This is a genomic window from Sediminibacterium soli, assembly GCF_009939225.1.
In the GTDB taxonomy this organism is placed as follows: domain Bacteria; phylum Bacteroidota; class Bacteroidia; order Chitinophagales; family Chitinophagaceae; genus Sediminibacterium; species Sediminibacterium soli.
This window is the reverse complement of sequence record NZ_JAACJR010000008.1, coordinates 1294637-1318278: the sequence shown is the minus strand read 5'-3', so window position 1 is coordinate 1318278 and position 23642 is coordinate 1294637. Positions and strand designations below refer to the sequence as shown.

The window sequence follows — 23642 nt, the reverse complement described above, 5'->3', positions numbered from 1 at the left end:
GCTTTAGCGGTAATTGACTAATTTTAAAAACACAAAGTTCGGATATGCAAGTGAATAGAATCACCCTTTGGACTGTTTTTACTTTGATCGCTTTTCCTTTTCTCACCATGGCTCAGGTGAATTCCGTGGAATTCGGAAAGAACCGTATCCAGCATAAAAAATTCAACTGGAAATTCTACCAGTCACCCAATTTTAACACCTATATCGCCCAGGGCGGTGTGGAACTGGGCAAATTTGTGGCGCAGACAGCAGAGGAAGAGCTGAAATCCATCGAGTTGTTCACCGAATATTCATTGCAGCGCCGGGCCAATATCGTGGTGTACAACGATTACAACGATTATAAGAGCAGCAATATCGGCCTTGGCTCGGATTGGCAGAATGCGGGCGGACTTACCAAACTGGTCAATAACAAACTGGTGGTATATTTCGACGGCAACCACGAACACCTGAAGCGGTTGATCCGCGAAGGCATTGCGCGTGTGCTGACGGATAATATGCTGTTTGGGGACGATATCGGCGAGTTTGCCAGCAACCAGGCATTGCTTGATCTTCCCAAATGGCTGGTAGACGGTTATGTTGCCTATGCGGCCCAGCCCTGGAGCACCGAAAAAGACGATGAACTGAAAAGCGCCATGCTGGGCGGCAGGTACAACTCTTTTTACCAGTTCGCCTTTGAAAAACCGGTGCTCGCAGGTCATGCTTTCTGGAAATACATTGCGGATAAATACCGTAAAGACAATGTAACCTACCTGCTGTACCTGGCACGCATCTACAAGAACCTGAACAATGCCTGTTTGCGGGTATGCAAACGCAAATACAAGGAAGTGCTGAGCGATTTTATGCAGTACGAGCAGGAATTGTATGCAAAGGATATCCGCCAGCGCCGCAACCAGCCCAAGGGGCAGATGGTGGTTTCGGAAGATGTATCGAAAAACGATTATTTCCGTTTCCAGGCCAATCCCAACTTCCGCAGCAACACCTATGCCGTGGTGGAGTTTAAGAAAGGACAGTATGCCGTAAAACTGATGGAGAATTTTTACGATGCAAGAACTTTGCTGAAGATCGGCGTGCGCACCAACCAGGGTGATATCAATCCCAATTACCCCATTCTTGCATGGGACGGCAAAGGCACCCGCCTGCTGGTGATGTACTGGGAAAACGGCAAAGTGAAGATGTTCGTATACGATGCGCTTGCCAAATACAAACGTTTCAAACAGGAGATACCCGATTTTGACCAGGTGCTTGACGCGTCATTTATGCTGGATGCCAATACCCTTGTGCTGAGTGCTGTAAAGAACGGGCATTCGGATATCTACACCTATAAGATAGAGCAGCAGAAAGCCACACAGATCACCAACGATGTTTACGATGATCTGGACCCCTCGTTCGTTGCATTTCCCAACAGGGTGGGTATTATATTCTCTTCCAACCGGCCGGCCCCCCTGGCGCCGAATGCCGATACGGTATTGCCGGGAAAACACCCTTTCAATATTTACATGGTGGATGTGCTGAACGACAGCAAGGAAAAACAGCTGGCGCAGCTCACGAATGTAAAGGCCGGCAACGCGCGTTACCCGATGCAGTACAATACCAACCATTTTACCTATGTATCCGATGCAAATGGCATCGGCAACCGGTGGGCGGGGTTCTTTGCAACACAGCGCAACGGTCTGGACACACTGTACTATATCGGTGATGAATTGCTGCGTAACCCATCGCCAAAAGAATTTGATTCCACGCTGCGGGCATGGCAGAAACAGGAGCCCGACAGCACCGGTTATTTCCAGGTATACAAAGACTCCACGTATACCTTTCCCATCACCAATTACCAGAGTTCCCTGCTCGAAACACGTATCGCAGGCAACAACGGGCAGGTGAGCGAGGTAAGAAAGGAGGGAGACTTCAAGTTTGTGTACAAACTCAAGGTAGATTCCATCGCCCTGGTCCGCCGTAACGTGAATGCAAGACCAACAGAATACATACGGCAGCTGAACCAGGAACAGCGCACCGTGGGCGGCAAAGCCATCGTATACAACAAAGCCGCTGCCGATACCGCCAAAAAAGCGAACGACTTTTTCCAGAACGAATTCGCAGACGAAAAACCCGATACGGCCATAAGAAAGAACAGCAACAGCGCGTTGCCGAATACACCCTCCTCCATCTTATCGAGATCCCGCTTATTCGATTACCGGCTGAAGTTTAATTCGGATTATGTGCTGGCCGGCTTTACCAATAACATACTGATCAACCGCTACCAGCCTTACGGCGGCGGTTCGGGCCCGATACAGCTCAATAACGGAAACGATTTCAACTTCACTTTCCGTGTGGGCGTGAGCGACCTGATGGAAGATGTGAAATTCGTGGGCGGTGTAAGACTGGGAACAGACCTGAGCGATAAAGACATCTTCTTCACCTTCCAGAACTACCGCAAACGGCTCGATTGGGGACTTACCTATTACCGGAGCAATGTGAGCAATTTTTTCAATACGCCTTACAATACCATGCTGTACACCAACCTGTACCAGGCCAATGTAAGCTATCCGCTGAACGAGGTAAAAAGCCTGCGGGCCACGGTAGGGTTCCGTACAGACAGGGGCGTACTCCGCTCTTACGACAACAGTACAGGAATACCCGATCCCAATGCACTGAAATTCCCCGATACGCTGAGCAAGTATATGCTCACGCGTTTTGAGTACGTGCACGACAATACCATCAATCCTACGCAGAATATATGGGTGGGTCTTCGCTATAAGGTATACCTGGATATGAACATGCCCACCACCGCCGGCGGTAAGGCAACCTATAACTTTGGCTTTGACGGACGTTACTATCATAAGATCTACCGCAACTTTATCTGGGCAGGACGTGCAGCTGCGGATTTCTCATGGGGAGATAAAAAACTGATCTATTACCTGGGTGGCGTTGACGGATGGATCAGTCCGAAATTCAACAACAACCCGCCGGCCGCGGACCAGAGTTATGCGTTTCAGTCGCTCGCGGTCAACATGCGGGGTTATAACCAGAATGTGGCCAATGGTAACAATGCGTTTGTGATCAACAGCGAATTCCGTTTTCCGGTATTCTCCACGCTGCTTAACAGGCCTATCAACAACGCCTTCCTCCGCAATTTTCAGCTGGTGCAGTTTGTAGACCTGGGTACCGCATGGAACGGTAAATACAATGGCATCAAGCGACCCAGTGTTATTTACCAGCAGGCAGGCACCCCCGTGGTGGTAAGGCTGGATGCCGGCGGTCTGGGTCCTTTTGCCGGGGGCTATGGTTTTGGTGTACGCAGCACCCTGCTGGGTTATTTTATGAAGCTGGATGCCGGCTGGCCCATGAAAGGCGTATTCAAAGGCAGCCCGGTATGGTATTTTGCCATGGGATTTGATTTCTAAAAAATGTTTAATGGCTGCATGGCTATCCTGTTATACAACAGCTAACCATACAGCCGTCCTCTCATTTTCAAATTGTCAAATCAGCACACTTCCAAATTATTCCTTCTGCTCTCTCACCGCTGCAGGCAGGTGCTTCAGGGTATAATAAATGATCGTCAGCAGTACGGTGAACAGTAAGGTAAACACCCATAGCTTGGAGTAACGCTGCGGCAGCAATACATGATGCGCGGAAGCATATACCAGCGACCCCGGATCGGTTACAATATCCCAGCTGTTATACCGGAGAAAGCGCCCGATAAACACACCGTAACCGCAAAGCAACAGACTGAATACAACACAGGTATTCACCCACAGCGGCTTCAGGAATTTGTGCAGGAATTTTTCGATATTCATCAGCGATACCAGGCCCAGGATCAGACCGTTCCATGCAGCGGAAGTAACCAGCAGTATATCGTACCAGAAAGGCACAGGCGGCCGCTCTTCATAATGCAGCAGGTCTGTGATGATATACGGTGCATTTGGGAAGAACAGCAGCCAGACTATCAGCAGAAACCCCGCGAATACACTGAACCTCCTGAGTTTGATCAGTTGCGTACTCACCAGGTAGGGGATAGCCGCCAGAAAAGTATTCCAACCATAAAAACGGTAATCCATGGTATGCGAATAGAAAAAACGCACCAGTAACATCGTCATGGTAAAACTCACAGACAGCAACAGGAGCTTGCTGATATTCGTAATTTTCATAGGATCGATTGTAGTTTGGGAAGAAAAATAATCAGGCCAGTGATCAGGCTGATCACTGATGCGACCAGTACGGCGCCGGCAGACACATCCTTGATGACCTTTACTACCGGGTGCCATTCTTCGTGTACCATATTGCACAGCTTCTCCAGCGCATGGTTCATCATCTCAAGCCCGATCACAAGTGCCACGCAGAGACAGAGAATGCACCATTCCACCGCACTTACCGAAAAATACCACCCGGCCAGCAACACCAGTATGGCAGCGGCAAGATGTATCCTGCCATTGCGGTCATGACGGAAAAAAACAGAAATGCCATCCCATGCATGCCTGAAAGCCCGGGTAATTGCCTGTTGTTTCATGATTATGTGTATTGTATACGATATCCCTGTTCTGCAAATTAGGTCTCTTTTGTTTTATGTATTGTCAGCGGTTCTGTACCGGGTACCAGTTCACTTTCCGGCTCAGGAACATGATACCGCCCAGAATCAGGAACAGACCGATACTGCCCAGCAGCAGCGCCGTATCTTCCAGCTGTATCAGGATGAAAATAAACGTGTACAGCCCGGCCAGCACCGAGCCGAAAACAAGCGCTGTCTTCCATTGCCTGAAATGCGATTTTACATACAGGGTAACCAGCAGCAGGGTGGCCGCCGCCGCAACCAGGTAGGCCTGGTTGAATAAAATGAATTCGCTCAGCGATAACAGCAGGATATAGAAGATGGATAGCGCCATGCCGATCAGCACGTACTGCACCGGGTGCATGGGCCGCTGCTGCATGATCTCGATGATAAAGAACAGGGCAAAGCTGAGACCGATAACCAGTATGGCGTATTTGATGCTCCTGGCGGTTTTTGCATACTGATCGGTTGGCTGCAACATGCTTACGCCAAAATCAAAAGACGAACGCGGCACCTGGCCGGCGGATAATACGGTATTGAAAGGAAGATTGGCCCTGCTGAATTCCCAGACGGCCGTGAACCCGTCTTTTTTTATTTCGCGTTCAGAGGGAAGCGTGCTGCCGTCAAAAGAAGGATCAGGCCAGGCTGAACGAATGGTGAACCGGCTGCTGCCTGCCATAGGCGCAAAATGAAGTTGCCGGCTGCCCCGTAACTGCATGGGCAGGCTGAATTCGAGCGATTGGTTTGCGGACAGTCCAGACAGGTCGATGGCGGCAGAAAGTCCCACGGAATCCATGTCTGCAGCGGGTAAGCCCGGCAGAAGATCATAGGTTTTGCCATTGATGCCGATGGCGATCTTTTTTTCGATGCCCTTGAAATCCGTGATGCCGATGCATACCCGGGCTTCCGATAACAACAGTGACTGGCTGTTGAACTCCGCGGGAAATGACAGCGAAAGGTTTCCTTTTGCGGTAACGGAGCTTCGGTACAGCAGCACTTTGTAGATGGAGCGGGGTCTTTGCTCGGGAACAATGTCGGCGGTAACGGAGAGGTTGTCGGGCAGCAGGTACAGGTAGCGTTTACTGGCGCGGCTGGTGCCATCGGGCATTTTCTCCTGCTGCACGAAGGGAATGTACAGGTAGGGCCCTGTAACGCGCTGGGCGCTGGCCCATTTGCTGCTGACATCGGCCACCACCTGTGCCTGCCGGTTTTGGCGTTCTTCCACAAGGTTGGCGATAAAAAGAGTGGGGATCAAAAGCAGCAGTGTCAGTGCGGCGGTAATAAGTCCTTTGGTGAATGGCCTGTTTGCTGCGGCATTTTCTATGGCGCGCGGTAGGAACGGGGTTTTGCTGAATTCCATATATCGGTTGGTTTGGGTAAGAAATCTGACTGATGTAAAAGTGCTTTGAATTTCAAAGTATAAATACAAAAAAATTATTTCGTGTTGCGTATCATCTGTTCAAGCGCTTCCAGGTGTGTCTTGAAAGCTTTTTCCCCGGCCCTGGTAACCGCATAGGTGGTATTGGTTTTTCGGCCGATGAAACTTTTGTTCACTTTGATACAGGCAGCTTCTTCGAGGGTTTTCAGGTGACTGGCCAGGTTACCGTCTGTAACCTGGATCAATTCTTTCAGTTCGTTAAAGCTGACCTGTTCGTTCATCAGCAGGGCGCTCATAATACCCAGCCTCACGCGACTGTCAAATGCCTTATTAAGATGTTCGATAGGATTCTTCATGCTGCTCCGGGGCCTGTTTTATTGTTTCTCGTATTTCCACCACATGATGGCACCGTAAAGTATATGCAGTACCCCGAACCCGAGGGCCCAGAAAAAAAGACCGTACCCGGTCATCCAGAGATTGAGCATGCCCAGCAGTAGCTCGCTGAACCCGAGCCAGCGAATCTCCCGCAGGGTATATTTACTTCCGTTGATCAGGGCCAGCCCGTAAAACAACAGGCATACCGGCGCCACCAGCGCGATCACGCCCATTTGCAGCAGTTTCAGCACCACCACGCCACCCACCAGCAGGGGTATCGCCGTATTCAGCATCAGCCGCTGCGCGGTATTGCCCCAGATAGGGATACCCGTTTTCCTGCTCCGCAGGTAGGTGAACAAAAAAGCCAGCACGATCGCCGCGGCAAACGTAACCAGTCCCACCGCCAGCAGGGAACTTACCAGTACCATATTTCTTTCTTCGGTATAATCGTACAAACGCTGGCCGTTGAACTGCCACCATATATAGAATGCAGCCGCCAGCGCGCAGCAGCCCGCGGCAATACCGCTCAGCCCGCTCAGGCTGATAAACCGGCTGCTCTTTTCCATCATGCTCCGGATATCCCGCAGGGCATCCAGGTGCTCGTTTTTTTCTTCCATAAAAAGCGCTTTGTAATTCAAAGTAATCAAAAATTCCCCAATCCACCAAATTCTCCATCGCCCCATACTTTCCCGCCTTCAATCGCCTCCTGTCTGCAATTCCTTATCTCTGCAATCCTCCTTCGGCAATCTCCCTCATCTGGCCATATCATCCCCGTCGTTTGCTTTTATATCGTCCAGGTGGGGCTCATGCAGTTTCACCGGGCGGGCATAGCGTTTGCGTACCTGCATATTGAGCAGTTCCACGATAAATGAGAAGGCCATCGCAAAATATACATAGTTCTTCAGGTGCAGATCGTGTGATCTTTCCGAATCCCAGCCCTCCACAAGCAGCACAAAGCCGATCAGCACCAGGAACGACAAGGCCAGCATTTTAAGCGTGGGATGTTTGTGTATGAACCCCGCTATTTTCGGGCTGAACAGGAACATCACGATCATGGCCACCACCACGGCGGCGATCATGATCTCCAGGCTTTTGGCCGTACCTCCGGCGGTGATGATGCTGTCGAAGCTGAACACCATATCGATCAGCATGATCTGCACCACTGCATTGCCAAAACCAAGCGGTTTTGCTTTGATGCCGGTTGCCTGTTCTTCTTCACCCTCCAGTTTGTGGTGTATCTCCTTTACCGTTTTATAGATCAGGAACAGACCGCCGGCGATCATTACCAGGCTTGACAGATCCACCTCTTTGCCAAATACGGAAAACAGCGGCTTGCCTTTTTGCAAGAGCAGCCAGCTCAGGCCAAACAGCAGCACAGACCGCAGCAGGATGCCGCTGACCATCCAGGTTATGCGCGCCTTGGGTTGTAATTTCTCGGGCAGGCGGCTCATGATGATGCTTACGAAGATCACATTGTCGATGCCAAGCACCACTTCGAGCACTACGAGTACCAGGAAACTGACCAGGTTGTCGGAAGTAAATAAGGATTCCATGTATTGGTTGTTTGCAAATGTTGCGCCCTTACGCAGAAAGGCAGCGACAGATATTTTTCACGATAGAAGGTCCTTCATAAATAAACCCGGTCCAGACCTGCACCAGCGATGCGCCTGCATCCAGTTTTTCCCTTGCATCTTCACCGGTAAAGATGCCGCCGCTGGCGATAACCGGAACGCTTCCCTGCATTTGCTGCGTAAGATATTCCACTACCTCCGTAGATCTGCGTTTCAAGGGTTTTCCGCTTAATCCGCCCGCACCGATCTTATTACTTTCAGCGGCGGAACGCTCACTCAATCCTTCTCGGCTGATGGTGGTATTGGTCGCAACAAGACCGCTTAACCTTACATCGTGCGCAAGATCTATGATATCGTTCAGCTGATCAATGGTCAGATCAGGTGCTATTTTCAACAACAATGGTTTGGGCTTGGGCTTTCCCTGGTTGATCGACTGCAGCTCAGAAAGTATCTTATGCAAGGCATCCTTTTCCTGCAGCTCTCGAAGGCCCGGTGTATTGGGAGAACTTACATTCACAACAAAATAATCCACCTCATCAAACAGGCCCCTGAAACAGGCAGCATAATCTTTCCAGGCATCTTCATTGGCCGTAACCTTGTTCTTACCGATATTACCTCCCACGACCAGCTGTTGTTTTTTTTCATTCCATTTTTGCAGACGCAGCTTCACCGCTTCCAGTCCGTCGTTATTAAACCCCATGCGGTTGATGATGGCTTTGTCATCCGGCAGCCGGAACAGACGCGGTCTGTCGTTGCCTGCCTGCGGTTTGGGTGTAACGGTGCCGATCTCCACAAACCCGAAACCCAGCGCCTCCAGCTCGCGCAGGTACAGCGCGTTTTTGTCGAAGCCCGCACCCAGTCCCACCGGGTTTCGGAAATGCAGCCCCAAAAGCTCCTTTGCCAGTCCCTGCTCCTTAACACCAAAACAGTTTTGCACCAGCTTTAGTCCGGCCGAAGTGCTGCATACCGACCGCAGCATATTCATCGAAAAATAATGCACTTTTTCCGGGTCGAAATTGAATAAGAGACTACGGATCAGCGGGTAGATCATGGCGCGAAGATAGGGGGGAAGATCAGGGATTTGCAGATTTTGGATTCGTGGATGGTTTCTTTTCTGCGAAATGCCGGCGGGTAAGGAGCGTATTAGTTGCATAAACAACTTTTCGGAATAATCCGTATATTTGGTAAGCAAAATCTTTGTTATGCAGGAAGCGTATATCGTAGCGGGCTACCGTACCGCGGTAACAAAAAGCAAGCGGGGCGGGTTTCGTTTTTTCAGACCGGACGACCTGGCCGTGGAAGTGGTGAAAGGGCTCACGGCATCGGTACCGCAGCTGGATCCGAAAAGAGTGGATGATCTGATCGTTGGCAACGCGGTTCCGGAAGCCGAACAGGGTTTACAGTTCGGCAGGATCATTGCCGCAAGGGCGCTGGGTATTGAAGTGGCGGGTATTACCATCAACCGTTATTGTGCCAGCGGACTCGAAGCCATTGCCACGGCAACGGCCAAGATACGTACCGGTATGGCGGAATGCATCATTGCCGGGGGAACGGAGAGCATGAGCCTGGTTCCTACGGCAGGATGGAAGACCGTGCCCGCCTATTCCATTGCCAAAGACGATCCCGATTATTACCTGAGTATGGGACTTACCGCAGAAGCCGTGGCAAAAGAATTCGGGGTAAGCCGCGATGAACAGGATGCATTTGCACTGGCATCGCACCAGAAAGCAAAACATGCAATAGAAAATGGCTATTTCAGAAATGGCATACTGCCGGTAACGGTTGAAGAAACCTACCTGAACGAAAAAGGTAAAAAAGCAACCCGCTCTTATGTGGTGGATACCGATGAAGGCGTGCGGGCCGATACCAGTATTGAAGCGCTTGGCAAACTGAAACCCGCTTTTGCGGCGGGTGGCAGTGTTACCGCCGGCAATTCTTCGCAGACCAGCGACGGCGCCGCCTTTGCGCTGGTGATGAGCGAGCGGATGGTAAACGAACTGGGATTAAAACCCATCGGCCGTCTCGTGAACTGCGCTTCTGCCGGTGTTCATCCGCGCATCATGGGCATCGGTCCGGTGGCGGCGATACCCAAGGTGTTGAAGCAGGCCAATATGCAGCTGAACGATATCGAACTTATCGAACTGAACGAGGCGTTTGCCTCGCAATCGCTGGCGGTTATCCGCCAACTGGGGCTCAATCCGGATATCGTTAACATCAACGGCGGGGCAATTGCATTGGGTCATCCCCTGGGTTGCACCGGCTGCAAGCTTACGGTACAGCTGCTGAACGATATGAAACGGCTCAACAAAAAATACGGCATGGTCACGGCCTGCGTAGGCGGCGGCCAGGGAATTGCGGGCATTATAGAAAATCTGTAGGAAGCAGGGTTGTTGGAATGCCGATTTTTAGATGGGCGATTGCCGATGGATTTTTAAGGAAGTTACCTGTATTGCTGCGCATGAATTAATCGGCAATCGGTAATCATCCGATCGGCCATCCGAAAATTTCCCGGCATGCTTTTTTTGCTTTATCCTAAAATACCTCTATATGGATACGCTGCTGCTTCCGACCGATTTTTCGGCAACCGCGCAGAACGCGGCCCGTTATGCTTTGCAACTTGCTGAGCAACTGTCTGTTAAAAAGATTGTCCTGTACCATTCCTACGAGATACCCGTAACCATCGACCCGATGGTGCCCGGTATACAGATGCTCGAAGTGGATACACTGAAAGAAGAAAGCGAGCACGGGCTGGCCAAATTCCGGTCGGACCTGCTGCCTTTTTCAAAAAACGTGCTGATCGAGATCTTCAACGAATACGGCGACCTGGCGGAAGGACTTGATGATGTCTGCAATAAAGTAAAGGCCGATATTGTGGTGATGGGTATTACCGGGGGCGGTGCGCTGGAGGAAAAACTGATCGGCAGCAATGCGGTATCGGTGGCCAAGCATACACATACACCGGTGATCATCGTTCCTGCAGGGTGTTCGTTTACACGGATAGAAGAGATCATGCTTACCAGCGATTTTGACAGGAAAGACAGCAAAGTGCCGGTTGAACTTGTGCGGAAGATCGTACAGGAAACAAAAGCAAAACTGTTTGTGTTCGCAATCGAAGACGATCCGGAAGAATACGAAGACGATACCACTCATTCGGCAGAAGACTATGCGCTGCATCGTTTGCTGAACGATCTCTCACCCGAGTTCCATTTCTCTGAAAACGCCAATTTCACGGAAGCGGTCAATGATTTTGCATCCGAATACGGGATCGACCTGGTGATTACCATCGCCAAAAAACAGGGATTTTTCGGCAGTCTTTTTTCCGAAAGCCATACCAAGCAGCTGGCATTTCACAGCCAGGTGCCGGTGATGGTGATACATGAGTGATTGGGGATTGGGAAATTGGGAAATTTTGGAATGGGGGGTGGTGGGTGTGTGGCTGCATGGCTGCATGGCTACATTGTTGCATTGTAACAATACAGCCATATAGCCGCTCTGACAGATCATCCTAAACCTCGCCACCAACCCCTGTCTACACCAAATACTTGCCTACAATCGGCACCCTTCTTCCCACGCCAAACGCTTTGGGCGAAACGCGGATGATGGGACAGAACTGGTTGCGTTTGTATTCGTTGGCGTTCACCATTCTGAGCGTGCGGTCAACCAGCGCGCCGTCAAAACCCTGGGCCTTGATCTCGGCAGGTCCCAGTCTTTTTTCAATATACTGGTAAAGCAACTGGTCGAGCGATTCGTATTCGGGCAGGCTGTCGCTGTCTTTCTGGTTGGGTCTCAGTTCTGCGCTTGGCGCTTTGGTGATGATCGAAGCAGGTATGATTTCCCTGTTCCTGTTGATATACCTGGCCAGTGCGTACACCTGTAATTTGTAGCAGTCGCCCAGCACACCCAGTCCGCCCGCCATATCGCCGTATAAAGTGCCGTAGCCCGTGGCCAGCTCGCTTTTATTGGAGGTATTCAGCAGTATATACCCGAATTTATTGGCGATAGCCATCAGTAGATTACCCCTGCCCCGGCTTTGGATATTTTCTTCCGCCAGCGAAAACGGCAGATCGCCGAAGATGGGTTGCAATGTGTTGAGAAATGCCTGGTAAACTTCGTTTATGCGAAGGATATCATAGGGGTTGCCCAGGTTTTTGCTCAGCTGCACGGCATCGTCCACAGAGTGCGTACTGGAGTAGGGCGAAGGCATCAGTATGGCCCGCACATTTTCTGCGCCCAGGGCATCGCAGGCTATGGCAAGTGTTACGGCAGAGTCGATGCCGCCGGATGAACCAAGAATGGCTTTGCTGAAACCCATTTTACCAAAATAATCGCGGATGCCCAGCAACAGCGCATCGTACACCTGCGAAATATTCAGTTCCGGTTCCAGCGTTTCAGGTACGAGTTCTTTGTCGGGTACACGGCTTGCGGGTTCAAGAACGGATCCGGCAATGCTTCCGTCATCGTTCAGCACCACTGCTTCCAGCGCTTCGCCGAACATGGGCAATGCCCTGCAGAGATTGGCATCCTTGTCAAATACCAGCGACGCGCCATCGAACACCACTTCTGTCTGGCTGCCTACCGCGTTGCAGTAAAACATGGGTAAGCGGTATTTCAGCACATTGGCTTTGATCACCGATTTTCGGTCTTCATCGTGTGTATAGTCAAACGGTGATGCGCTCAGGTTGAGCATGATGTCCGGCTGCTGTTCCATCAGTATATCCATCGGGCAGGTACGGTACAAAGGATTGTCGCCAAGGTTCCAGATATCCTCGCAGATGGTCACCGCCAGTTTTTTGCCTTTGAAGGGAATGACCTGCCAGTTGAATGAGGGTTCAAAATAACGGTATTCATCAAACACGTCGTAGGTGGGCAGCAGGGTTTTGTGCACCTCGGCCTTGATCTCTTTTTCATACAGGAAAAAAGCAGCGTTAAAAAGATTTTTGCCCCTGTGCTGTGTATTTCTTGCAGGTCCGCCCACCAGCACGCCGATGGTATCGGCATGTTCCTTTATCTCGTTCACGGCCGTATAACACCTGCCGATGAAATCGTTGAACTCCACAAAATCGCGTGCAGGATAGCCACAAACGCTCATCTCGCTGAAAAGGATCAGGTCGCCGCCCTGTTCTTTGGCCTCCTTAATGGCCTGGATGATCTTACGGGTATTGCTTTCGAAATTGCCGATATGATAATTCTGCTGCGCAAGAAATATTTTCATAACACGAAGTTCGGGAGTTTTGCGGTAGCGCAAAAACGCCCGGGGAAGACATTTAAAGAAAACCCTGCCGCAGGACAGTAAGCGGTTCAGACAACCATGCGCCGGTTACTTTAACAGACTATTATCCGAAGGGTATGATTTGTTGCCGCCGGCATTTTACTTTTGTGGTCATGAAGTATACAGTTTACGTATGCCTGTTGCTGGTTCTTTCTGCGTGCAGCAGCAAACCCAAAACACCCGATGTGTCGAAGGTGCAGGTAAGCAGCCAGACGATCCGTTTTGAGAATGATTTTTTTGCGGTGGATACCCTGCATATCGATGCCTCGCTGCAGGCGGTGTACCAAAAATACCCGGGGTTTACGCAGGATTTCCTGTTCAATATACTGGGCGTATCGCCCGACAGCGCGCGGGATATAAAGTTGTTTCTGCGCAGCTACCGTGATATGTATGCCGATTCACGCAAACTGTTTGGCGATTTTGCACCGATCGCTGCGGAGATCAGGAAAGGAATGCAGTTCGTGAAATATTATTTTCCGGAGTACAAACTGCCGGTCAGGCTGATCACTTTTATCGGTCCTGTCAACAGCTATGGAAACATCATCACCGCCGATGCGCTGGCGATAGGGCTGCAGCTGTATATGGGCAGGGATTACCCGCTGTACCAGACGGCCATGAGCCAGGAACTGTATCCGCCTTTTATTGCCAGGAAATTTGAGCCGGCTTATATACCTGTTAACTGTATGAAGAATATCATCGACGATATGTTCCCCAATAAAGTTACCGGGCCGCTGGTGGAGCAGATGGTGGAAGCAGGCAAACGGCAGTACCTGCTCAACAGGTTATTACCCGAAACGGCAGACACCCTGAAAACGGGCTACACGGCAAAGCAGTTATCCGGCTGCTACGACAATGAAAAAAATATCTGGAGCTTTTTTGTACAGAGCGATCTCCTGTTCAGCATAGACCCGAATATGACACGCGATTACATGAACGATGCGCCGAATACACAGGCGCTGGGACCAGACTCACCCGGCAATATCGGACAGTTTGTAGGCACGCAGATCGTCGGTAAATGGATGCAGAAAAATAAGGAGGTGCCGCTCACAGCGCTGATGCAGACACCGGCGAAAAGAATATTCGACGAGGCGAAGTATAAGCCGTAGGGGTGGGTTGTGTTTTGTGATTATTGTCAAACAAACAAAGACTACAGACCAAAACCACCTAATTCATTTTCGTGGGAACGATCATCTCGAACGCGGGGATCTTTACGGAAAAAAGCTGCTTGCTGTTTTCGTTCTGCATCTGGTAGGAGCCATGCATGCGTCCCATTTCGGTGCGGAGGTTGCAGCCGCTCAGGTAATTGTACCGCTCGCCGGGCTGCAATACAGGCTGCACGCCCACTACACCTTCTCCTTCCACTTCGCGGTGTTCGCCGTTGCTGTCGAAAATATACCACTGACGGCGAAGCAGCTTAATGGTGAAATGGTTATGGTTCTCGATGGTGATGCGATAAGCAAACATGAATTCGCTGTTGAGCGGGTTGCTGTAATCGGGCTGGTAAAATGTTTCCACGCTGATCTCCACGCCCTCCGAAATTTTTGATACCATACCCCTTTCGTTTGCTTGCCCTAAAAATAAGGAATTAGAAGCAATATTGCCAGCGGGTATTCCCGTGTTGCAGCCCTGGCTAAGGCTTTTCATTCGGTTTGCCCCGATTGCAGGGTGTTTGCTGTTAGTGCAAGGAATTGTTAAAGAAAAACCATCGCCCGCCAACCTGCGGCTACCCTGCAATCACGTACCTTTGCACCACTAAAAAACCGCTTATATGACAAAAATTGCTGTTGCGAAAGGTGATGGTATAGGACCGGAGATCATGGCCGCCGTGTTATCCGTTTTTGATGCCGCCAGGGTGCCGCTCGACTACGAGTTCGTGGATATGGGTAAATGGGTGTTCGACAAGGGATACAGCAACGGTATGACCCCCGAAGCACAGCAGGTTATCGAGACCAACGGTATTCTCTTCAAAGGCCCGATGGAAACCCCCAAGGGAAAAGGCGTAAAAAGCGTGAACGTCACCGCGCGCAAAACCTGGAACACCTATGCCAACAAACGCACTTTCCAGACCCTGCACGGGGTGGATACGGTGTTCAGCAAAGCGGGGATCCCGATCGATATTACCATTGTCCGTGAAAACATCGAAGATACCTACGGCGGTATCGAACACATGCTTACGCACGATGTGGCGCTGAGCCGCCGTTTTATTACCCGCCCGGGAAGCGCCCAGGTGATCAAGTATGCATTTGAGATGGCGCAGAAAAAAGGCGCCAGAAGGATCACCTGCGGTCATAAGGCCAATATCATGAAATTGACCGATGGCCTTTTCCTGGAAGTGTTTTACGAAATAGCCAGGGAATACCCCGGTCTGAAAGCCGACGACGTGATCGTGGATGATCTGTGTATGAAACTGGTTAGCCGGCCGGATCTTTTTGATGTGGTGGTGCTGACCAATCTGCAGGGCGATATCGTAAGCGATCTCTGTGCGGGACTGGTAGGCGGACTGGGTTTTGCGCCTTCTGCCAATATCGGCGACCATATTTCGATTTTTGAAGCGGTGCATGGTACGGCGCCTGATATCGCCGGCAAAAATATAGCGAACCCCACCGCGCTGCTGCTGAGCGGTTTTGGTATGCTGCGTCACCTGGGACTGATGGAAGCCGCGGCCATGATGGAGAATGCGCTGCTGTACACGCTCGAAAGCGGTATCCATACAGGCGATTTTGGCGACAAGGCAACCAGGTCTGTGAACACAACGGAATTTACGGATGCCATTATCGCCAATTTCGGGAAGCTGCCGGCCAATCATCCCAAACCGATCATCGCCGACCAGCAGGCCACACCCACCCATTTCAGACTTTCGGAGAACCCCATGCTCGAGAGCAAAGACCTGGAGCCGGTAACCATCGTTGGCGTGGATATGTTCATTGAAAGCAACCTGCAGCCGGCCGTGATCGCAGAAAAATGCCTGCACCATACCTCCGACCTGTTTAAGCTGGTAACCATCAGCAACCGCGGCACACAGGTATGGCCCAAAGGCTCTTCGTTCACCAACCTGGTGAACACCTATGCCTGCCGTTTTGAAACCATCGGCGAAGTATCGGCCACACAGGTCGATATCCTGGAACTGTATAAACGCCTGTCAGCCGATTTCAAGATCTGTTCTACAGAACTCCTGAATAAATGGGCCGATAAAAAGGCGTACAGCCTGGCGCAGGGGCAGTAGGCCAGGTTGCTGGTCATTGGTGACCGCATCGTAACTGGCATAGCGGGCAGCCGGCGGTTTCATGCAGGTACCGCCGGGCATCCTGTCTTATGTGCGGTCCCGATGCCCGATTTGCCGTCCCGGTTTACCCGCCTTAATTCCCCACCCCTAATTCCCAATCATTCCGTAATTTCACGGCTCATTTTAAACGAGCAAGAGCAATATGGCTGAAGCGATCTTAATGCCCCGGTTAAGCGATACCATGACAGAGGGCGTCATTGCCGCCTGGCACAAGAAAATTGGCGACCAGGTTAAGAAAGGTGATTTATTAGCTGAGATAGAGACCGATAAAGCCACCATGGAGCTGGAAAGCTACCAGGATGGCACTTTGTTGCATATTGGCACTCCCAACGGCGGTAAATTACAGGTAAACGAACTGCTTGCCATCATTGGTAAGCAGGGAGAAGATGTTTCGGCGCTGGTTGCGCAGCATTCAGGCGGCGCCGCCCCCAAGGCGGAAGAAAAGAAAGCCGCAGACCCGGCCCCTGCTCCCGCGCCGGAGGCAAAGCCCCAGGAGGCCGCTGCCAATGCCGCTTCTATGGAAGAAGTGGTGCTGATGCCCAGGCTGAGTGATACCATGACCGAAGGCGTTATCGCCGGATGGCATAAAAATATCGGCGACGCCGTAAAAAAAGGAGAAGTGCTGGCTGATATCGAAACCGATAAGGCCACCATGGAACTGGAAAGTTATAAAGACGGCATTCTGCTGTACCAGGGCGCCAAGGCCGGAGAAAAAATACAGGTGAACGACCTGCTCTGTATCATCGGAAAACAGGGAACAGATGTAAACGCCATTGTAGCTGCTGTTAAAAGCGGCGCCCAATCGGCGGCCGAACCGGCAAAAGCAGCAGAGACCGCAGCCCCGGCACAGGCACAGCCTGCTGCACAGCAACCCGCAGCGGAAACCGCTGTAGTAAACGATGGCAGGATACTGGCTTCCCCGCTGGCAAAGAAAATGGCTTCCGAAAAAGGGATCGATCTCCGCTATGTAAAAGGCAGCGGCGATAACGGACGGATCACCAAAGCAGACGTAGACCAGTACAAACCAGCCGAAGCACCGGCCGCATCAGCCCCGGCTAAGGCAGCAGCAGCGGCACCTGCGGCTCCGTTGGGACAGGTAAGCTTTGAAGACAAACCGGTATCGCAGATGCGCAAAGTGATCGCGAAGCGCTTAAGTGAAAGCCTGTTTACCGCGCCGCATTTTTACCTGACCATGGCCATCGATATGGACGCCTGCGTGGCGGCCCGCGGCAAGATCAACGAAACATCGCCCGTCAAGATCAGTTTTAACGATATGGTGCTGAAAGCGGTGGCGGTTGCCTTACGCCAGCATCCCAAAGTAAACAGCAGCTGGCTGGGAGATACGATCCGTTACAACCATCACATCAATATCGGCGTGGCGGTAGCTGTTGAGGACGGACTGCTGGTTCCGGTTGTTCGTTTTGCCGATGGCAAATCACTCAGCCAGATCGGTGTTGAAGTAAAAGAATTTGCACAGAAAGCAAAAGATAAAAAACTCCAGCCCGCCGACTGGGAAGGAAGCACATTCACCATCTCCAATCTCGGCATGTTTGGTATCGACCAGTTTACCGCCATCATCAACCCGCCGGATGCCTGCATCCTGGCAGTGGGTGGTATTTCGCAGGTGCCCGTTGTGAAAAACGGCCAGGTGGTACCCGGCAATATCATGAAGGTGACACTTAGCTGCGACCACCGCGCGGTAGACGGCGCCACCGGCGCAGCCTTCCTGCAGACCCTGAAAAGCCTGCTGGAAGAACCTTTAAGAATGCTGGTATAGGGCGTGAGACGTGCGGAAGACAAAAAAATAATCCTGAGGCAGGGAAGCGGTCGGCTTTCCTGTTTTTTTTGTGAGGGAAAGAGCGTTTTTCGTGAGTTGGCGTGAGTCGACGTGAGCTGATATAAAATCCCGACGGCTGGCCCGGATCCTGGCCCTGATAAACCTTTCGCCTGTATTCACGGCAACTATTTGCAGTCATTGCCCACCTCCCGCCTATAATCACTTAATAACTGATAAAAACTCACGATAACTCACGCCAACTCACGTTTGACGTCTGATGTTTCACGTCTCACGCCATATCTCCCGTACCTTTATCCCATGTCTCTCCGATTGCTCATCCTGCTGTTGTTATGTTCTGCCGGCAAACTCGGCGCGCAGAGCCTTGTTGCCAACGGAAGTTTTGAAGACAGGAACCAGTGTATCGAATACCGGTCTGCCTGCTCGGCAGAGGGCTGGTTCAGGATACCGTTGCTGGCCGTATCGAGCATCAAGGGAACGGCAGGTTTTTTTCTTGGCAACCATCATGAGAGCATCGTGATGGAAAATATCGTACGGCCGGGAATTTTCAGGAGTTATCTCTATACCAGACTGCTTTGCCCCTTACAGGCAGGCAGGGAATATGTTATCGGGATGTCGGTTCGCACGGCAGACAGGTATTTTGACCATACGGATATTTACCTGCTTGATGTGGAGCCCTTTCATCACCAGAGCCAGATCATGCAGGCAAAACAGAAGCTGGCGATAAAACCAGCGGATAAAATAAAAGATGCGGCCGAGGGCTGGAAAGACTATGCCATCCGCTTTACTGCCAGCGGAACGGAAAAATACCTGTTGATCGGTAACCTTACCAAAGGCACCATGCGCGGAAAAGAACAGAACTGGCTGATCCTATACGATATCGATAATGTAACGCTGCTGCCTGTTGACACAACGCTGAAAGCCTGTGCCGACAGGGCCGCAAACGAGCAGCGGCTCTACGCAAACAATTACCGCCATACACCCAACCGTTTTCTTGACAGCGATGAAGATCCTGCGCCGGTTACCATTGCCCAGCGCCCTGCCGAAACAACACAACGTACCAACCAGCCTGCCATTTCATCACTGCCGGTGAACGATACACTGGTTATCCCGGATGTATTGTTCCGTTTCGATAAAAGCGAACTGAACCCGCTTTTTTCCAGCAGGATCGATACCCTTGTTGCGAAGATCAAAACCCGAAGCTTTCAGCGGATAGAAGTGCTGGGACATACCGACAGCCTGGGAACAGACGCCTACAACCTGCGCCTCTCGCAAAGCCGCGCGGAAACGGTAAAAGAATACCTCATCAGACGACTGGTGTACCCGCCCGATAGAATCATCACCAGGGCGTTTGCTGCTTCCCTGCCCCGGAGCACCAACAGCACGGCCACCGGCCGGCAGCTGAACAGGCGGGTGGAGATTGTGCTGGTGAAATAGGTAACACCGGGAACTGAAATGGGATAAACAATGGCAGCCCCGGCCAACAGTTTAACAATACAACCTGATAACCATCCGCCTCCTGCACGCTATTTCGGTATGGAAATATCCCCCTTGGCTTTTGTTACCTGCACCGCAACGCTGTCTGTGCCTTTGGGAGCGAAATATTTTGTTTTGAATCTCACGGTTTTGCCCGGTGCAATGTTTTCATAGACCGTTTCAAGACCCTCGTCGAGTTTGACACCTGTCTTGCTGTAGAAGGAAAGATGTATTTCCACATCCTTATACCAGCAAACAGTGGCCCGGTTGGTAAGCGTGCCTTTTACAACGGTCTGACCGATCAGGTTCTTCCTGTCACGGCTTTCCACGAAGAGGAATTTGGCGGGACTGTTCTTTTCTTTCTCTGCCAGTGATTCTTTGACCTGCTCATAGGATTTTGTATCGAATTCTTTTTCTTTTTTGCCGTTTTTACAACCAAAAGCCACTGCAAACAAGGCAGCAGCCAATAATCCTTTTTTCATGTTCGGTGTTTGGTTGAGGAAAATACGGAAAAATTTTTCAGTAAAAAGTTAACAATGACACCGATGCGCGGCGCCAGGGGTTAGCGGGGTATGGGGCAAACGATCGGTAACCTGCGGTTGAAACCGGCGCATTTCCCTAAACAAACTTTTCCTTTTTCCTTGATAGGCTTAGTTTTGGGGCCTCAACCAATCCCCGGCGTCATGGTAGTTAACCTTAGTGAACAGCATAGCCTTCTCAGCAACTGGGTTTCCGAACTGCGCGATGTGAATATACAGGGAGACCGCATGCGCTTCAGGAGAAACCTGGAACGTATTGGCGAGGTAGCGGCGTATGAGATCAGCAAACTGATGCCTTATAAAACCGGGGAAGTGCCCACGCCGCTTGGCACGCACGAGAGTAAACTGCTGCAAACGCAACCGGTGCTGGCTACGATACTGCGTGCGGGACTGCCTTTACATCAGGGCATGCTGAATTATTTTGACAAAGCCGATAACGCTTTTGTTTCCGCCTACCGGAAACACCATCGCGATGGCAACTTCGAAATCAAGCTGGAATACATGAGTTGTCCTGCGCTCGATAACCGCATCGTGATCATCAGCGATCCTATGCTGGCAACAGGCGCTTCGATCGTAAAAACCATCGAGTTCATGCAGAATGAAAATTCCCCCAGGGAAATTCATGTGGTGGCAGCGATCGCCTGCACCGTAGGCATCGAATTTGTGCGCCGCGAATGCGGGGAGCATATCAGGGTATGGTGTGGCGATATCGATGATGAACTTACCGCAAAAGGCTATATCGTACCCGGTTTGGGCGATGCCGGCGACCTGGCATTTGGTACAAAAATGCAGTCCTGAGGCAACCGCGCAGCAGCCTGAGCCGTTAACTTGTCTATAATATTTACCCGCGGGGTACCCGTTGGTGCATCGTTTCACCTACATTCGGTGTTCTGTTATTTATGCGAAAGTTGCTCCTGGCCGGCTGTTTGTTTGTTTTGCTGAATGATATTTCGGCCCAGGATCCCCATTACTCACAGTTCTATTCTTCACCGCTTACCCTGAATCCCGCGCTTACCGGTAAATTTTTTGGCTCTTTGCGCGTGGCGGGTAATTACCGTAACCAGTGGCCTGCGATAGACAATGCATTTACCACGGTAACGGCTTCTGCCGATTTTCATGTTATGCAGGACAGGATAGCCAGCAACGACACCTGGGGTGTGGGCGTAATGGGCTTCAGCGACCGCAGCTCGGCAGGCAGCGCCGTGGGTGCGGTAAAATTCAATTATGCATCCGTCTCAACGGCTTATCACAAAGGCCTGGATGAAGAGGGATTTCAGCAGATAGGCGCGGGGTTCCAGATCACTTATGCCAATATGCTGATCAATACAAGCCAGATGAATTTTGAAGACCAGCTGACACCGCTTGGTTTTACAAATGTTACTTCTGAAATATTCAACAACGCCACGCTGAAATCAAGCTATATCGATGTCAATGCAGGGTTGCTGTACAATGGCAGTACCACCGATCGCAATAATTTCTATTTCGGTATCAGCATGTACCATATCAATCGCCCGAAACAGTATTTTACCGGTGCGGAGTACCTACTCAACCCGCGCACCACGGTACATGCCGGCGGTTATTTTCCCGTAGGCATCAACAGCACCCTTCACCTGAGCGCGCTGCACTCCATGCAGGGAGCCACCACAGAAACCATGTTCGGGGGAGCGATACAGCTTTCCGCCAATGCGGACGTGGAGAAACCCACAAGCCTGTATATCGGAAGCTGGGTTCGTATGAAAGATGCCATCATTCCGTATCTCGGGTTGGAGTTCGGCGATTTCAGGTTTGGCGCCACTTATGATTACAATACCTCTTCACTCAAAACCGCATCGATGAACCGCGGCGGTATCGAGCTTTCGCTGATCTATACCCTTCGCCCCTCACAGGAGCGGCCGATCAACTGTCCTAAATTCTAAATAACGCCCGGAATAAACCGGTAACCCGTAGTCACAAAACATCAGTCCGCCAGCTTTTTCCCGCTTACATAGGGATTGTTTTTTACCAGGAACCGATATGGCAGCAGGGCATCATCGCCGGCATAGGCAACACCGATCCGGGGTGTGGCGGCAATAGCTGCTGCGGGGATGCGCACACCGTCGTCGGCAATAAACAACGCATCGCTCTGCAGGTCCATACCGCTGTGGCTTGTATGAATGCCCAGCGCCTTTGCCAGGTTGCCGGGGCCTTTTGTGAGCGTAAAATCGGCTTTTGCTTTGCTGGTGCGGGCCAGCATGCTTTGGATGCCCGCAACCGGTTCCAGCGCACGCACCAGAACGGCATGCGGTATATCGGCAACATTGGTAACCACGTTGAACATATGGTGGATGCCGTAACAGAAATAAACATAGGCCACGCCGCCATGCCGGTACATGATCTCGGTGCGGCTGGTGCGGCGGCCATTCCACGCATGAGAGGCTTTATCGGCCGGCCCGTTATAGGCCTCTGTTTCAACGATCCGGCCGGCAGTAAGCCGGTTGTCGAAATTGGAGACCAGTATTTTACCCAACAGACCCTTTGCCACCGTACACACATTTTTCCGTTCATAGAAGGCAGCGGGCAATTTCTGCGAGCGCAGAAGCGTTATAGGGTTCATAAGATCAAAAATAGCGAATGCGTTAACTTTGCAGACCTAATCCCCCGCCCGTGCTCAAGGAAATGATCATTGCCATACAGGCTTATTTCGAAGCTCACCGGTTTATACGAAAGCATAAGCTATGGAAATGGATATTGATACCCGGCATTCTGTATACGCTGCTGTTTATGTTGGGGATGTATTTTTTTGGTAAAACCGCCAGCACCTTTATCGAATGGCTGGCAAAAGAAACCGGGCTGCAGGACTGGCTGAATGCGCTCGATAACAGCTTTATCGGGTTTCTTTTTACCATGGGCGGCATGCTGTTGTGGCTGCTGCAGATGCTTTTTTATTTTTCGCTGTTCAAGTATATGTTTCTGATCGTTGGCTCGCCCTTGTTTGCTTACCTGAGCGAGAAAACGGAAGCCATTATTGAAGGGAAGGATTTTCCTTTCGGTTTCAGGCAGCTGCTGAAAGATATCAAACGCGGTATTTTCATCGCCCTCCGCAACAGCCTGTGGCAAACCGTGTACCTGCTTACGATCCTGGTGTTAAGCCTGGTGCCGATTGCAGGATGGCTTACGCCCATACTGGCTTTGCTGGTTGAATGTTATTACTACGGATTTTCCATGCTCGACTACAGTATGGAACGTCACAGGAAAACGGCCGCAGAAAGTATTTTCTTTATCGGCGCACACAAAGGACTGGCCATCGGCAACGGGCTGATCTTTTACCTGATGCATGGCTTGCCTGTTATCGGCTGGGTGCTGGCGCCGGCCTATTCCGTGGTGGCCGCAACACTGAGTATGTACCCGCTGAAATCAACCGGTAAATAGCCAGCATT

General features: G+C 51.1%; 21 protein-coding genes. 10 read left to right on the top strand and 11 right to left on the bottom strand.

Features of this window, described 5'->3' with window-relative positions:
• The first annotated feature begins 44 nt into the window (after positions 1–44).
• The gene (locus tag GWC94_RS12805; RefSeq protein ID WP_235918528.1) at positions 45–3398 is read left to right on the top strand and encodes a hypothetical protein; all 3354 of its coding nucleotides are present in this window, start codon (positions 45–47) and stop codon (positions 3396–3398) included.
• Positions 3399–3494: 96 nt separating this feature from the next.
• Here GWC94_RS12805 and GWC94_RS12800 read toward each other — a convergent pair whose 3' ends face one another.
• The 7 genes from GWC94_RS12800 to GWC94_RS12770 form a co-directional block, all read right to left on the bottom strand.
• Positions 3495–4142, bottom strand: a complete 648-nt coding sequence (locus GWC94_RS12800) for a DUF1361 domain-containing protein (RefSeq protein ID WP_161835407.1) — start codon at positions 4140–4142, stop codon at positions 3495–3497.
• Positions 4139–4501, bottom strand: a complete 363-nt coding sequence (locus GWC94_RS12795) for a diacylglycerol kinase family protein (protein WP_161835406.1) — start codon at positions 4499–4501, stop codon at positions 4139–4141. The genes GWC94_RS12800 and GWC94_RS12795 overlap by 4 nt, the downstream gene beginning before the upstream one ends.
• 64 nt (positions 4502–4565) lie before the next feature.
• The gene (gene creD / locus GWC94_RS12790) at positions 4566–5900 is read right to left on the bottom strand and encodes a cell envelope integrity protein CreD (RefSeq protein ID WP_161835405.1); all 1335 of its coding nucleotides are present in this window, start codon (positions 5898–5900) and stop codon (positions 4566–4568) included.
• A gap of 74 nt (positions 5901–5974) precedes the next feature.
• Complete coding sequence (locus GWC94_RS12785) at positions 5975–6274, bottom strand: winged helix-turn-helix domain-containing protein (RefSeq protein WP_161835404.1); 300 nt, start codon at positions 6272–6274, stop codon at positions 5975–5977.
• A gap of 18 nt (positions 6275–6292) precedes the next feature.
• Positions 6293–6910 (bottom strand): hypothetical protein, encoded by a 618-nt coding sequence (locus GWC94_RS12780; RefSeq protein ID WP_161835403.1) that lies wholly within the window; start codon positions 6908–6910, stop codon positions 6293–6295.
• A 135-nt stretch (positions 6911–7045) separates the two neighbouring features.
• Complete coding sequence (locus tag GWC94_RS12775) at positions 7046–7846, bottom strand: TerC family protein (protein WP_161835402.1); 801 nt, start codon at positions 7844–7846, stop codon at positions 7046–7048.
• Positions 7847–7874: 28 nt separating this feature from the next.
• A complete protein-coding gene (locus tag GWC94_RS12770; RefSeq protein WP_202628755.1) occupies positions 7875–8915 on the bottom strand; it encodes a quinone-dependent dihydroorotate dehydrogenase in 1041 nt (346 codons plus the stop codon).
• 151 nt (positions 8916–9066) lie between these two features.
• Between GWC94_RS12770 and GWC94_RS12765 the strand changes: the two genes are divergently transcribed.
• Positions 9067–10242 (top strand): acetyl-CoA C-acyltransferase, encoded by a 1176-nt coding sequence (locus GWC94_RS12765; protein WP_161835401.1) that lies wholly within the window; start codon positions 9067–9069, stop codon positions 10240–10242.
• A 169-nt stretch (positions 10243–10411) separates the two neighbouring features.
• Complete coding sequence (locus GWC94_RS12760; RefSeq protein WP_161835400.1) at positions 10412–11248, top strand: universal stress protein; 837 nt, start codon at positions 10412–10414, stop codon at positions 11246–11248.
• Positions 11249–11393: 145 nt separating this feature from the next.
• On the opposite strand, the gene GWC94_RS12755 is transcribed toward GWC94_RS12760, so the two are convergent.
• Entirely contained in the window at positions 11394–13076 is a 1683-nt protein-coding gene (locus GWC94_RS12755) for an NAD+ synthase (protein WP_161835399.1), read from the bottom strand.
• A 170-nt stretch (positions 13077–13246) separates the two neighbouring features.
• Between GWC94_RS12755 and gldB the strand changes: the two genes are divergently transcribed.
• Complete coding sequence (gene gldB / locus GWC94_RS12750; RefSeq protein ID WP_161835398.1) at positions 13247–14239, top strand: gliding motility lipoprotein GldB; 993 nt, start codon at positions 13247–13249, stop codon at positions 14237–14239.
• A gap of 58 nt (positions 14240–14297) precedes the next feature.
• Here gldB and apaG read toward each other — a convergent pair whose 3' ends face one another.
• The gene (gene apaG / locus GWC94_RS12745) at positions 14298–14684 is read right to left on the bottom strand and encodes a Co2+/Mg2+ efflux protein ApaG (RefSeq protein WP_161835397.1); all 387 of its coding nucleotides are present in this window, start codon (positions 14682–14684) and stop codon (positions 14298–14300) included.
• A gap of 217 nt (positions 14685–14901) precedes the next feature.
• Between apaG and GWC94_RS12740 the strand changes: the two genes are divergently transcribed.
• The 3 genes from GWC94_RS12740 (at position 14902) to GWC94_RS12730 (ending at position 19648) form a co-directional block, all read left to right on the top strand.
• A complete protein-coding gene (locus tag GWC94_RS12740) occupies positions 14902–16356 on the top strand; it encodes an NADP-dependent isocitrate dehydrogenase (protein WP_161835396.1) in 1455 nt (484 codons plus the stop codon).
• 202 nt (positions 16357–16558) lie between these two features.
• The gene (locus GWC94_RS12735) at positions 16559–18193 is read left to right on the top strand and encodes a pyruvate dehydrogenase complex dihydrolipoamide acetyltransferase (RefSeq protein WP_161835395.1); all 1635 of its coding nucleotides are present in this window, start codon (positions 16559–16561) and stop codon (positions 18191–18193) included.
• Between the two features lie 318 nt (positions 18194–18511).
• Positions 18512–19648: an OmpA family protein gene (locus tag GWC94_RS12730; protein ID WP_161835394.1), complete on the top strand. Its 1137-nt coding sequence runs from the start codon at positions 18512–18514 to the stop codon at positions 19646–19648.
• Positions 19649–19737: 89 nt separating this feature from the next.
• Here the strand turns inward: GWC94_RS12730 and GWC94_RS12725 are convergent, their stop codons facing one another.
• A complete protein-coding gene (locus tag GWC94_RS12725) occupies positions 19738–20169 on the bottom strand; it encodes an FxLYD domain-containing protein (protein WP_161835393.1) in 432 nt (143 codons plus the stop codon).
• A 201-nt stretch (positions 20170–20370) separates the two neighbouring features.
• On the opposite strand from GWC94_RS12725, the gene upp reads away from it, so the two are divergent.
• Both upp and GWC94_RS12715 read left to right on the top strand, forming a co-directional pair.
• Entirely contained in the window at positions 20371–21024 is a 654-nt protein-coding gene (gene upp / locus GWC94_RS12720) for a uracil phosphoribosyltransferase (RefSeq protein WP_161835392.1), read from the top strand.
• 101 nt (positions 21025–21125) lie between these two features.
• A complete protein-coding gene (locus GWC94_RS12715; RefSeq protein ID WP_161835391.1) occupies positions 21126–22142 on the top strand; it encodes a PorP/SprF family type IX secretion system membrane protein in 1017 nt (338 codons plus the stop codon).
• A 41-nt stretch (positions 22143–22183) separates the two neighbouring features.
• Here the strand turns inward: GWC94_RS12715 and GWC94_RS12710 are convergent, their stop codons facing one another.
• On the bottom strand, positions 22184–22819 hold the full coding sequence (locus GWC94_RS12710) for a DNA-3-methyladenine glycosylase (protein ID WP_161835390.1): 636 nt from the start codon (positions 22817–22819) through the stop codon (positions 22184–22186).
• Positions 22820–22869: 50 nt separating this feature from the next.
• Here GWC94_RS12710 and GWC94_RS12705 point away from each other — a divergent pair, with 50 nt between their 5' ends.
• Positions 22870–23634, top strand: a complete 765-nt coding sequence (locus GWC94_RS12705) for an EI24 domain-containing protein (RefSeq protein WP_161835389.1) — start codon at positions 22870–22872, stop codon at positions 23632–23634.
• Positions 23635–23642: the final 8 nt, after the last annotated feature.